Origin of the sequence: Paraburkholderia flava (assembly GCF_004359985.1) — a bacterium.
Classification (GTDB): Bacteria; Pseudomonadota; Gammaproteobacteria; order Burkholderiales; family Burkholderiaceae; genus Paraburkholderia; species Paraburkholderia flava.
Genome location: NZ_SMRO01000001.1, coordinates 1,017,463 through 1,029,965 on the forward strand (window position 1 = coordinate 1,017,463; position 12,503 = coordinate 1,029,965).

A 12,503-nucleotide genomic window follows, 5' to 3' on the forward strand; every position below is an offset into this window, starting at 1 on the left:
GCGGCGGCTGGCTTTGTGCTGTCGCCGCGCGTTGTTTGTTGCTCTCCCTCCTGCGCTTTATCCCCCTCCTTTAACACCGTATCCAGGGTTTCACCGTCCTTGCGTTTTCCGATTTTTGTGTGCAACATGCATATATGCACACTGCACATGAATAGGTGACTCGATGACACGGCGGATGGAAAACCTGCTCGGCGTGCTCGCCGTGCTGATCACCGATGAAATGAACGATCAGGACGCGCCACCCGCCCTCGCCGGCGCGACCACGCGCGCGATGCTGAACGCGGTCGGACAGTACCCCGATTCGTCGATCGAAACGCTGCGCGAGGCCGTCGATCTGTCGCATCCTGCAGCGGTGCGCGCGGTCGCGGGGCTCGTCGATGCAGGCTTCGTCCAGAAGAAAGCAGGCGACGACCGCCGCGCGGTGAAGCTCGCGTTGACGGCCACGGGTCGCCGAGAAATGCAGCGCATGCGCAGTGCGCGCGACCGGATGCTGAAGCGCATCGTCGGCCGTCTCGACGACGATGAACGCGGCACGCTCGAAAGTCTGCTGATCAAGATCCTGTGGGAAGAAACGCGCAGCCCGGCGCACGCGATGCAGTTGTGCCGCTTCTGCGACGACGGGCCGTGCCTGAAGGCGGGCTGTCCGGTGGAATGCCGCGAACAGGGGCTGCCGATGCCGGCGCGGAGTGCGTCGTGAACACGCCTGGCACGACGCCGATCGATTGGCGCGCGGTCGGTGCGTTGAATGCAGTGTCGACGTTCGCACAGATCGCGCAGTTCGGTCTGGGCTTCATGGTGTTGCCGGTGTGGCTCGCGTATCAGGGGCTCGACGCGCCGCGCGCGGGAATATTTTCGGGTGCGGAATGCGCCGGCATGCTGGCGGGGTTGCTCGTCGCGCCTCTGTTGCTTGCGCGGATCGGGGCGAAGCAGACCGTGCTGATCGGTCTCGCGTTGACGGCGTTGGCGTTCGCGATGATGGGTTTTGTCGGCTGGCCGTTGTGGATCGTGCCGGGCGTGTTGATCGGTGTCGGGCTCGGGCTGCGCTGGATCGGCAACGAGACCTGGTTGTATGGGCTCGTGCCGGCGGAATCGAGCGGACGGATTGTCGGTGTGCATGAAGCGTTGATCGCGACTGCGGGTGTCGTCGCGCCGGCGCTTGCGGCGCTGTCTGGTGTCGATGGACGTATTACGTTTGGCGCGGGGGCTGCGTTCACACTCCTTGCGGCGTTGCCGTTGTGCGTCACGCGTTACGATCGTCGGATGCATGTGCGTGCGCGGGTTCGCTCGCCTTTGTCGTTGTGCGTGCCGAGGTTCGAACCGATCGATGGGCTCGTCTGTCTTGGGATGGTCGTCGCGGCAATCGGTGGGCTCAGCGATGGTGCGCTATACGGTCTGCTGCCGCTGTTCGCAGCGGGGCGCGGGCTGGGCAGCACGCAGGCCGCAACGCTGCTGACCTTCCTTGGCATCGGCGCGATCGCGTTGCAATTTCCGATCGGCTGGTTCGCTGATCGTGCGGGGCTTGCTTCGGCGGTGATCGTCGCGGCCGTGTTGAACACGGCGGCTACGCTGTCGTTCGAATTGTCCGATGCGTCGTCGTGGCAGATGGCCGTGAGCGCGCTTGTGCTCGGTGGGGCGAACAGCGCGTTTTTGACGCTCGGGATGGTTGCGGCGGCGGGATCGTCTGCGGCGGGTACGTCTCCGGGGCGCAGCATGCGGTTGATTTCGGTGTCGTTCGGGGTGGGCGCGATCGTTGGGCCACTCGTCGCGGGGTATGCGATGCAGGCGCTGGGTAGCGATGTGTTGATGTGGCAGCTTGCGTTGTTGAGTGGTTCGCTTGCAGTGTATGCGGTTGGGGTGAGCGAGGGGCGGCGGCGGTCGGGGGAGATGTCGTCGGCGCGATAAAGCGTAACGCGCGCCGCTTGCCGCGGTCAGCCCGGCGTGATGACGTGCTTCGGATCAAACTCGTAGTTTGATCCTTGCCATCTGAAGAAGTAGAACCCGGCGGCGATGGACGCGAGGCATAGGGTTAGTGCGATCGCAGCAAGAATTCTGGTTGGGCGGTTCATGTGAGTGGCCTCTCACTCGCGGTGTCCGCGGAATTCTCGCATGGAAGTTGTGTTTTGTTTATGCCGCTGGGTTCGGCACGGGGCCGGGTCAGGTTCCGTCGGGCGGACTAAATTCAGATCGATCCGAAGCGACCAATCGAGCTAACACGAAGCTTTTTTCAATATGCGTATTGGGTCACACATACCTGAGACGAGTTCCGGCACGCATGTGCGGACGCCATACAACTTTCAATTTTATTAACGACGGTAGTCCAAAACAATTACGTCGCCGCCACACTCAAGTTTCTCTTTCACCTGTCGTTTACCTGCAATGTGCCGGTTGCAACGCTACGCCGCTTTAACGGTGTTAGCGATTCCCTCACCGGGCCCATTCGAAGGTTGTCCCAGGCGTTCCTCCACTCCCAATTCGATCTACAATGAGAAACTACATAACAATTTTCGCCATCGTAGGCGTGATGTTGACTTCCGGCTGCGCGACCGTTGCCCCAATGTCTCCGACGACAACATCGAGTTCCGTCGATACGACGAAGAATTCGTATGCGCTGATGACGGTGACGCTAAAGAATGCTTATCACACCAGCTATCAACCGAGCCCTATCGTGGTGAACATGGAACGCGGGGCGGCTGACAATCGCGAAGACCGGTTGAATTTCAAGTTTGACGACCAGGCAACGACGACAAGCGACTCGGGCAATCACTATTTCATTCGACTTCCGCTGGCTCCGGGAAAATATGTGATGCGTGGAATTACGGGGCAAAGTGGCATATTCCCGTTCCACGGCATGTTCTTCGCACCGCTTCACGAGACCGTCGACATCAAGCCGAATTCCATCGTATATCTGGGTCACATTGACGCCACGGTCGTCGAACGCAAAGATGGAGAGTTGCGTGCCGGGCCGGTCATTCCACTCATCGATCAGGCGGCCACCGGTTTCAGCGGCGGGACGTGGGACATCAGTGTGTCAGACCAGTTCGATGACGACGTCACCGCGTTCAAAAAAGACTTCCCGGCACTGAGCAATGCGTCGATCGATCGCGACGTGCTTCCTGCCTGGGATAAGCAGAAAGCGACAGAGTGGTGGGCTAACCACTGATCTTGATGTCGCAGTGCCCGGTTAGCACAACGGGCATTCAATCATCGCGCGTCGCTTCGCCACTGAGCGGGTGCCAGTATCGATTGCGTCGCCGTTGGTACGCCGACTTTGGCCCATCAATGGTATCGCACGCAGATTGAGCGCAAGCCATCGGATTGGCGCTAATCCGATCTTGCAAGAATCGGCGCGACGACCGGTACAACAACTGCCGCGCCGGCACAACTCACCTCACCGCGTCCCCACCTTCTGCTGCCGCCACAAACACAGCACATCGCAAGCAATATGCGCAGCCGCAAGCGCAGTGATCTCACTCTGATCATAAGCAGGCGACACTTCAACCACATCCGCGCCGATCAGATTCATCGCCCCCAACCCGCGCACGATTGCTAACGCCTGCGCCGACGACAACCCACCCGCAACCGGCGTCCCTGTACCCGGCGCAAACGCCGGATCGAGACAATCGATATCGAACGTCAGATAAGCAGGCCGCTTGCCGACGATCGCTTCAATCCGCTCGATCACCGCGCGCGTGCCGTGCTCATGCACCCATGGTGCATCAAGAATCTGCATCCCCATGAAGTCGTCGTTCCACGTGCGGATGCCGATCTGCACCGACGTCGCCGGATCGATCAGCCCTTCCTTCACCGCCTTGTAGAACATCGACCCGTGATTCAGGCTGTCGGGACTATCGTCGGCCCACGTGTCGCAGTGCGCATCGAAGTGAATCAGCGACAGCGGCTTGCCGTACTTCTCCGCATGCGCAATCAGCAGCGGATAAGTAATGTAGTGATCGCCGCCGAACGTCAGCATCTTTGCGTCGGACTTAAGAATCGTGCGCGCATGCTCAACGATCGACGGCTTGATGGTCAGCGGATTGTGCGCGTCGAACCAGCAGTCGCCGTAGTCGGTCACCGCGAGGTCGTCGAACGGATTGAAGCCCCAAGGAAACGGCCGCAATTCCGATAGCTGCACGCTCGCGGCGCGTACCGCAGCGGGCCCGAGACGCGCGCCGGAGCGGAACGTGGTCGCAAGATCGAGCGGTACGCCCGACACGACGACATCCGCGCCTTCGAGTTCGCGTGTGTAGCGTCGCCGCATGAACGACAGCACGCCTGCATAAGTGTTTTCGATCGAGGAGCCGTAAAGGGACGGACGGCGAATAGCGCCGTCGCCATAGAGCAGTTCGGTCATGGGATGAACCTGCAGAAGCAAGCCGGCGCCCGCGCCTTGTCGAAAAGCGCGAGTCATACCGGCAACGGATTCATTGGGAACGCAGCGGGCGCGCTGTGCTGCCGCACCCGCCGCGCTGGTGCGCGAATCCTTTAGCGCAACCGCACGAGCGTGGACTTCAGCTCGGTGTACTTCTCCAGTGCGTGCAACGACTTGTCACGGCCGTTGCCCGATTGCTTGTAGCCGCCGAACGGGAAATTCATATCCCCGCCTTCGTCGTAGCAGTTGACCCACACGGTACCCGCACGCAGGCCGCGCGACACTTCATGTGCGGTGGTGAGGTTAGACGTCCATACGGCGGCGGCGAGACCATAATCGCTATCGTTCGCGATCCTGATCGCTTCGTCGACGGTATCGAACGTGATTACCGACAGGACCGGTCCGAAGATTTCCTCACGCGCAATCTTAGCGTCGGGCTTCACGTCGAAGGCGGTCGGCTCGATATAGAAACCGCCGGTTTCCTGTTTGACGCGCGAGCCGCCGAACAGCAGTTTCGCTTCGGTGCGGCCTGCGTCGATATAACCGAGCACACGATCGAGTTGCACCTGATCGACGATCGCACCCATCGACGTCTGCGGATCGAGCGGATTGCCCGGCGTATAACCGCGTGCTGCAACAGCAAACCGTTCGAGGAACGCATCCTTGATGTCGCGATGCACGAGCAGTCGCGAACCTGCCGTGCACATCTCGCCCATGTTGTAGAAAATCGCGCCGGCCGCTGCGTTCGCCGCGCGATCGAGATCCGGGCAATCGGGCAGCACGATGTTCGGCGACTTGCCGCCCAGTTCGAGCCACACGCGTTTCAGGTTCGACTGCCCTGCGTATTGCATGATCAGCTTGCCGACGTTGGTCGAGCCGGTGAACGCGAGGCAATCGACATCGCGATGCAGTGCAAGCAGCTTGCCCGGCTCGCCGCCGCCCGGCACGACGTTGAACACGCCTGCGGGAATCCCTGCTTCGTATGCGAGCTGTGCGATGCGGATCGCGGTAAGCGGCGATTTCTCCGACGGTTTCAGCACGACGCTATTGCCGGCTGCAAGCGCGGGGCCGAATTTCCACGCGGCCATCAGGATCGGAAAATTCCACGGCACGACGGCAGCGACAACACCGATCGGTTCGCGCGTGACGAGGCCGACCAGGTGATGATCCGACGGCACCACTTCGCCGCCGACCTTATCGATCGCCTCTGCGTACCATTCGACGCAATACACGGCACCCGGCACATCGACGCTGGTCGTGTCGGCGATCGGCTTGCCTGCATCGAGCGTTTCGAGCAGCGCCAGTTCGTCGCGATGCTCGCGCATCGATGCGGCCCAACGCAGCAGGATAGATTTGCGCTTGCGCGGATTGAGTCCGGCCCATACGCGAGCATCGAATGCGCGGCGCGCGGCGGCGACTGCTGCATCGACGTCGGCCGCACCGCTATTGGCGACCTTCGCGAGCAGCTTGCCGTCGATCGGGCTCACGCAGTCGAACGTGCGACCGTCGTGTGCATCGCGGTATGCACCGTCGATAAATGCGCGACCTTCGATCGAGAGGGTAGCGGCCTTGTCCTGCCAGTATGCGAGCGTTCGCTTGTCCATCAGGATGCCTCAATTGTTTGGTTCGCCGGCGCGCTTTAACCATGGACGTACGCGACGAACGCGTTGACGCGGCGTCAGAACATCGGAAAGTCAGAATGTAGGCGGTGAATTCGCCGACACGACTTCGCAGATCTGCTCCGCGCTGGGATTGCGAAAACGGTGTGGAATGCGGCTCTCGAAGTAGTAGCTGTCACCAGGGTCGAGCAGCCACGTCGTACCGTCGACGGTCAGTTCGATCTGACCGCTGACCACGACGCCGCCCTCGTGTCCCGCGTGCTGCAGCATCTCCGGGCCGGTATCGGAAAGGGGTTGATACACCTCGCGCATGATGCACATGTTGCGGTCCTTCATGCCGGACCCCGCGAGATAGAACTCAATCGATTCGTTGCCGAGGTTCGGCATCTCCGCGCGCCGCGACACGACACCGCGACTCGCCTCGACTTCGAACGTGAAGAACTCGGCGAGACTCATCGGTATGCATTCGAGCAGTTTCTTCAGCGATCCCACCGAAGGGCTCACGCGATTCTGTTCGATCAATGAAATCGTGCCGTTCGTCACGCCCGCGCGTTTCGCGAGCTCGCGCTGCGACAGACCATTTTTTTTGCGGATGTACTGCAGGCGGGTCGCTACTTCTATGGACATCGATATGCTCGTCGAACAGGTGGGCATGCACGCGAAACGCGGCTGCGAGTGTTGAATATTCTAATCACTTTAATCGGCGCGCTGTCCGTGAAAACCCTGAAAGGTCATCGAAATATTGCGTGCGCAAACGGCATTCCTAAGGGCTGCAATTCGCTGCAATGCTCCGGGTAAGCCCTGAGCGAGGTTTCGCAAAAAGCATTTGACGGCATTTTTGGCTCGTATATGCTGAACTACAGGTCATCCGTCATGCCGTCGTAATCGCCCCATGCAAGGTATTTCGCCCGCTGTTCGCGGTGCAACGCAAGGGCCGGCAGCGATCAAGTATGACAAGACCGGCGTCCCGTTTCTTTAAACGCTTTTTGCGTTTTATCGGGTGGGGCGTTCAACACTTTCAACACCAGGTCGAGTGTAATCGTGAGAGTCCGAGGCCCTTTGGTTAGGTGGGATCGTAGTCAGCCGGCGAGTTGTTTTCGCGCTGACCGCGCCATCGCCGACGGCAGCACCGGCAGGCTTGCGTTTCGCCGGTTTCTGTCCGTCTTCACGATCCTTTCCCGCCGTTCAGTCAGACGCCATAACGTCATTTCCGCGCGCGCATTTATCGCCGTGCGTACCGACGAAGTCGCTTCGCTGCTGCCGTAGCGCCTTCCCTCCTTTCGCCGTTCGCTTCGTCCGTTTGCGTCTGCGCGCCGTGCATTTTTCTGCACCGGCAGCGGTATGCGTTCGCGTGTCCTTCCGGTGCATTGCACCGGCCGCGCGACGCCACGGTTCGAAGCGAACGGCAAGTCTGTTCGTCACACGCGGCGCGGTCCGCTGACGACCGTCCGCCCGCCGTTTTAGCGGCCCTGCGCATCGGCGCACGGCAGCGGAATCGTGCCGCGTGTACGGTGCATCAGCTGCACCCCGATCCACCCAGACACAAAGCCCAGATACAACGATTCGTTATGCATACGAAGCCCCTCGTCGGCATCAGCGCCGACAGAACGATGATGGGAGCGCATCCGTCGCACACGGTCGGCGAGAAGTACATCGCCGCTATCGTCGACGGATCGCAGGCGCTCGCGATGCTGTTGCCCGCGCTCGGCGAGCGTCAGGCAACGGCCGACATCCTGCAGACGGTCGATGGGCTGCTCTTTACCGGCAGCTATTCGAACGTCGAGCCGCAGCGTTACGGCGGCCATCCGAGCACACCCGGCACGCTGCACGACGCGGCCCGCGACGCGACGACGCTGCCGCTGATGCGCGCCGCGATCGATGCCGGCGTACCGGTGCTCGCGATCTGCAGAGGCTTCCAGGAAATGAACGTGGTATTCGGCGGCACGCTGCATCAAAGCGTGCATGACGTGGCGGGGTTCGACGACCATCGCGAGAACAAGGAAGACGAGCTCGATGTGCAGTACGGGCCGTCCCATGCGCTGCGGCTGACGCAAGGCGGTCTGCTGCAGCGGCTCGCGAACGGTGCGCTCGACGTGCGCGTGAATTCGCTGCACGGCCAGGGAATCGAGAAGCTCGGCACAGGCCTCGTCACCGAAGCCGTCGCACCGGACGGACTGATCGAAGCGGTGAGCGTCGCGGGGGCATCGGCCTTCGCGCTCGGGTTGCAGTGGCATCCGGAATGGAAGCACGCTGCCGACCCGTTATCCACCGCGATATTCCGCGCGTTCGGCGACGCATGCCGTGCGCGAATGCGGAACAGGGCCAGCGCCGCGTGCGCGAACTGACCGGCAACCGCCGGCAATCGCACCGCAGCCTCGGCCCACGCAAACCTAGAGAGAAAAATCATGCATGAGATCGACGAATTCCTGAAGAAGCACCGCATCACCGAGATCGAAGCGATCATCCCCGACATGGCCGGTATCGCGCGCGGCAAGATCATTCCGCGCAGCAAGTTCGAATCCGGAGAATCGATGCGCCTGCCACAGGCCGTGATGATCCAGACCGTTACCGGCGACTATCCGGAAGACGGCACGCTGACCGGCGTCACCGATCCCGACATGGTGTGCGTCCCCGATCCGTCAACGATCCGCATCATTCCATGGGCCGTCGACCCTACCGCGCAGGTGATCCACGATTGCGTGCATTTCGACGGCACGCCGGTCGAAATCTCGCCGCGTCGCGTACTGCGCCGCGTGCTCGAACTGTATAAGGCAAAGGGCTGGAAACCCGTGGTCGCGCCGGAACTCGAGTTCTATCTGGTCGACATGAACAAGGACCCCGACCTGCCATTGCAACCGCCGATCGGCCGTACGGGTCGACCGGAAACCGGACGTCAGGCGTATTCGATCGAAGCGGTGAACGAGTTCGATCCGCTGTTCGAAGACATCTACGAGTACTGCGACATTCAGGAGCTCGAAGTCGACACGCTGATTCATGAAGTCGGCGCCGCGCAGATGGAAATCAACTTCCTGCACGGCGATCCGTTGAATCTCGCCGACCGCGTGTTCCTGTTCAAGCGCACGGTGCGTGAAGCGGCGTTGCGTCATCACATGTACGCGACGTTCATGTCGAAGCCGATGGAGAACGAACCCGGCTCGGCGATGCACATACACCAGAGTCTCGTCGACGAGGAAACCGGCCTCAACCTCTTCACCGACAAGAACAACCAGCCGACCGACATGTTCCACGGCTACATCGCCGGGCTGCAGAAATACACGCCCGCGCTGATGCCGATTTTCGCGCCGTACATCAACTCGTACCGTCGTCTGTCGCGCTTCATGGCTGCACCGATCAACGTGCAGTGGGGTTACGACAACCGCACGGTGGGCTTCCGGATTCCGCATTCGGGACCGGCCGCGCGACGCATCGAGAACCGCATTCCCGGCGTGGACTGCAACCCGTACCTCGCGATCGCCGCGACGCTCGCGGCCGGCTACCTCGGCATGACGCAAGGTCTTAAACCAACCGAACCGCTCGCCAGCGACGGCTACGAGCAACCGTATCAACTGCCGCGCAATCTCGAGGAAGGTCTCACGTTGATGGGCGCATGCGAACCGCTGTCGAGCATTCTCGGCGAGCCGTTCGTGAAGGCCTACCTCGCGTTGAAGGAAACGGAATACGGCGCGTTCTTCCGCGTGATCAGTTCGTGGGAACGCAGGCATTTGCTGTTGCACGTCTGAGCCGTCGCTTCATTGACCGATACGCTCGATACGCAACATCCGAACAACTGGAGGCAACATGAGTTTCAGACCCGAAGAATCGGCTTATATTCAACCGGCACCGCCAGGCGCCGGCATGCAGGCCCAGGCACCGCGCAGCACCGCCGAATACCGCGCGCTCGATGCCGCGCATCACATCCACCCGTTTTCCGACATGGGTGCGCTGAATCGCGCGGGTAGCCGCGTGATCGTGAAAGCGAAAGGCGTGTACCTGTGGGACTCGGACGGCAACAAGATCATCGACGGGATGGCAGGCCTGTGGTGCGTGAACGTCGGCTACGGCCGCAAGGAACTCGCCGACGCCGCCTACCAGCAGATGCAGCAACTGCCGTTCTACAACACGTTCTTCAAGACGACGCACCCGCCGGTAATCGAACTGTCGGCACTGCTCGCCGAACTCGCACCCGCGCCGTTCAATCACTTCTTCTATTGCAACAGCGGCTCGGAAGGCAACGACACGGTGCTGCGCCTCGTCCATCAATACTGGGCGACGCAAGGCAAAGCGTCGAAGAAGTACGTGATCTCGCGCAAGAACGGCTATCACGGTTCGACGATCGCAGGCGGCACGCTCGGCGGCATGGGCTACATGCATGAGCAGATGCCGTCGAAGGTCGAGCACATCGTACACATCGACCAGCCGTATTTCTTCGGCGAAGCCGCCGCAGACGAAACGCCGGAAGCATTCGGCCTCGCCCGAGCGCAGCAGCTCGAAGCGAAGATTCTCGAACTGGGCGCGGAGAACGTCGCCGCGTTTATCGGTGAGCCGTTCCAGGGCGCCGGTGGCGTGATCTTCCCGCCGTCGACGTACTGGCCGGAAATCCAGCGCATCTGCCGCAAGTACGACGTCCTGCTCGTCGCCGACGAAGTGATCGGCGGTTTCGGCCGCACCGGCGAATGGTTCGCGCATCAGCACTTCGGTTTCGAGCCCGATCTCATCACGCTCGCGAAGGGTTTGACGAGCGGCTACGTGCCGATGGGCGCGGTCGGCCTGCACGATCGCATCGCGAAGGCGATCGTCGAGAACGGCGAATTCAATCATGGCCTGACCTATTCGGGGCACCCGGTCGCGGCAGCGGTCGCGGTCGCGAACCTGAAACTGCTGCGCGACGAGAAGATCGTCGAGCGCGTGAAGACCGATACCGGCCCGTACTTTCAGCAGCAGTTGCGCGACACGTTCGCGGGCCATCCGATCGTCGGCGACATCTCCGGTGCGGGACTCGTCGCGGGTCTGCAACTCGCCGAAGTGCCGAAAGCGCGCAAGCGTTTCGCGAACGGCGGCGACGTCGGCACGATCTGCCGCGACTTCTGCTTCAACGGCAACCTGGTCATGCGTGCGACCGGCGACCGGATGCTGCTGTCGCCGCCGCTCGTGATCACGAAGCAGGAAATCGACGAGATCGTATCGAAGGCGAAGAAAGCACTCGATGCGACCGCGCAACAAGTAGGTGTCTGGTAACGCCCGTCCGTCCTGGCAGGCACGGCGCCCCACACGCCGTCGAGCCATGCCGGGACTTCAACTTCAGAGGAAAAAACCATGAGTGTTCGTCATCTTCGTCATGCGGTCGCGGGGGCCGCGGTAGCCGTCGTTGCAGGACTCGCCGCGCTCCCTGTTACGCCGGCACTCGCGGCCGACAATGAGCTGAACGTCTATAACTGGTCCGACTACATCGCGAAGGACACGATTCCGAACTTCGAGAAAGAGTCCGGCATCCACGTCAAATACGATAACTACGACAGCGACGACACACTGCAGGCGAAGCTGCTCGCCGGCAGTTCGGGCTACGACATCGTCGTGCCCACCTCGAACTACATGGCCAAACAGATTCAGGCGGGCGTCTACCAGAAGCTCGACAAGGCGCAGATGCCGAACCTGAAGAACCTCGACCCCGTGTTGATGAAAATGATCGCCGACGCCGATCCGGGCAACCAGTACGGCGTGCCCTGGGCCTACGGTACCGACGGCATCGGCTATAACGTGCAGGCCGTGCAGAAGGCACTCGGTGCAAACGCGCCGGTCGACAGCTGGGCACTCGTGTTCGATCCGGCGAACCTGTCGAAGCTGAAGGGCTGCGGCGTATCGTTCCTCGACCAGGCCGTCGACGTGTTCGCCGCGACGCTGCAGTACATGCACAAGGATCCGAACAGCACGAACCCGGCCGACTACCAGGCTGCGTTCGAAGTGCTGAAGAAAGTCCGCCCGTACATCACGCAGTTCAACTCGTCGGGCTACATCAACGATCTCGCGAACAACGACGTGTGCGTCGCGGTCGGCTGGTCCGGCGACGTCGGCATCGCACGCCGCCGCACGCAGGAAGCGAAGCGCTCGTACGAGATCAAGTTCTCGAACGCGAAGGAAGGCGGCCTGCTGTGGTTCGACGTGATGGTCGTACCGAAGGACGCGCCGCATCCGGAAGCCGCGATGAAATGGATCAACTACATCGAGGACCCGAAGGTCAACGCCGCGATCACCAACGAAGTGTTCTACCCGACTGCGAACAAGGCCGCGCGCCAGTTCGTGATTCCGGGTGTTTCACAGGACACGACCGTGTATCCGGGCGACGACGTGCTGAGCAAGATGACGCTGATGCGGCCGATGCCGACGGACATCCTGCGACTGCAGAACCGCCTGTGGGCGCAGCTGAAAACCGGTCATTGAGCTTGCTGGTTCAACCCAGGACTCTGCTTGAACGCTGACGACATCCGCGGTGCAGGGGTCGCTCGATCCCTGCCCGCCCG

11 protein-coding genes are annotated in these 12,503 nt (G+C 61.4%); 8 read left to right on the forward strand and 3 right to left on the reverse strand.

Features of this window, described 5'->3' with window-relative positions:
* The first annotated feature begins 163 nt into the window (after positions 1-163).
* The 3 genes from E1748_RS04475 (at position 164) to E1748_RS04485 (ending at position 3,160) form a co-directional block, all read left to right on the forward strand.
* Positions 164-697 (forward strand): MarR family winged helix-turn-helix transcriptional regulator, encoded by a 534-nt coding sequence (locus tag E1748_RS04475; protein ID WP_133645931.1) that lies wholly within the window; start codon positions 164-166, stop codon positions 695-697.
* Positions 694-1,902, forward strand: a complete 1,209-nt coding sequence (locus E1748_RS04480; RefSeq protein WP_240766317.1) for an MFS transporter — start codon at positions 694-696, stop codon at positions 1,900-1,902. Before E1748_RS04475 ends, E1748_RS04480 begins: the two co-directional genes overlap by 4 nt.
* 580 nt (positions 1,903-2,482) lie before the next feature.
* Complete coding sequence (locus tag E1748_RS04485) at positions 2,483-3,160, forward strand: hypothetical protein (RefSeq protein WP_133645933.1); 678 nt, start codon at positions 2,483-2,485, stop codon at positions 3,158-3,160.
* Between the two features lie 228 nt (positions 3,161-3,388).
* Here E1748_RS04485 and speB read toward each other — a convergent pair whose 3' ends face one another.
* The 3 genes from speB to E1748_RS04500 all read right to left on the reverse strand — a co-directional run bounded on the left by speB (position 3,389) and on the right by E1748_RS04500 (position 6,615).
* The gene (gene speB, locus E1748_RS04490; protein ID WP_133645934.1) at positions 3,389-4,351 is read right to left on the reverse strand and encodes an agmatinase; all 963 of its coding nucleotides are present in this window, start codon (positions 4,349-4,351) and stop codon (positions 3,389-3,391) included.
* Between the two features lie 131 nt (positions 4,352-4,482).
* On the reverse strand, positions 4,483-5,973 hold the full coding sequence (locus E1748_RS04495; RefSeq protein ID WP_133645935.1) for an aldehyde dehydrogenase: 1,491 nt from the start codon (positions 5,971-5,973) through the stop codon (positions 4,483-4,485).
* Between the two features lie 90 nt (positions 5,974-6,063).
* Positions 6,064-6,615, reverse strand: coding sequence for a cupin domain-containing protein (locus E1748_RS04500; RefSeq protein ID WP_133645936.1), 552 nt, complete (start codon positions 6,613-6,615; stop codon positions 6,064-6,066).
* Positions 6,616-7,047: 432 nt separating this feature from the next.
* Between E1748_RS04500 and E1748_RS31690 the strand changes: the two genes are divergently transcribed.
* From E1748_RS31690 to E1748_RS04525, 5 genes are all read left to right on the forward strand, one after another.
* Complete coding sequence (locus E1748_RS31690; RefSeq protein ID WP_133645937.1) at positions 7,048-7,254, forward strand: hypothetical protein; 207 nt, start codon at positions 7,048-7,050, stop codon at positions 7,252-7,254.
* 302 nt (positions 7,255-7,556) lie between these two features.
* Positions 7,557-8,333 carry a gamma-glutamyl-gamma-aminobutyrate hydrolase family protein gene (locus E1748_RS04510; RefSeq protein ID WP_133645938.1) on the forward strand — a complete coding sequence of 259 codons (777 nt, stop codon included), beginning with the start codon at positions 7,557-7,559 and terminating at the stop codon, positions 8,331-8,333.
* A 60-nt stretch (positions 8,334-8,393) separates the two neighbouring features.
* A complete protein-coding gene (locus tag E1748_RS04515; RefSeq protein WP_133645939.1) occupies positions 8,394-9,728 on the forward strand; it encodes a glutamine synthetase family protein in 1,335 nt (444 codons plus the stop codon).
* Between the two features lie 58 nt (positions 9,729-9,786).
* A complete protein-coding gene (locus E1748_RS04520) occupies positions 9,787-11,223 on the forward strand; it encodes an aspartate aminotransferase family protein (RefSeq protein ID WP_133645940.1) in 1,437 nt (478 codons plus the stop codon).
* Between the two features lie 78 nt (positions 11,224-11,301).
* Positions 11,302-12,423 carry a polyamine ABC transporter substrate-binding protein gene (locus E1748_RS04525; protein WP_133645941.1) on the forward strand — a complete coding sequence of 374 codons (1,122 nt, stop codon included), beginning with the start codon at positions 11,302-11,304 and terminating at the stop codon, positions 12,421-12,423.
* The last annotated feature ends 80 nt before the right edge of the window (positions 12,424-12,503 follow it).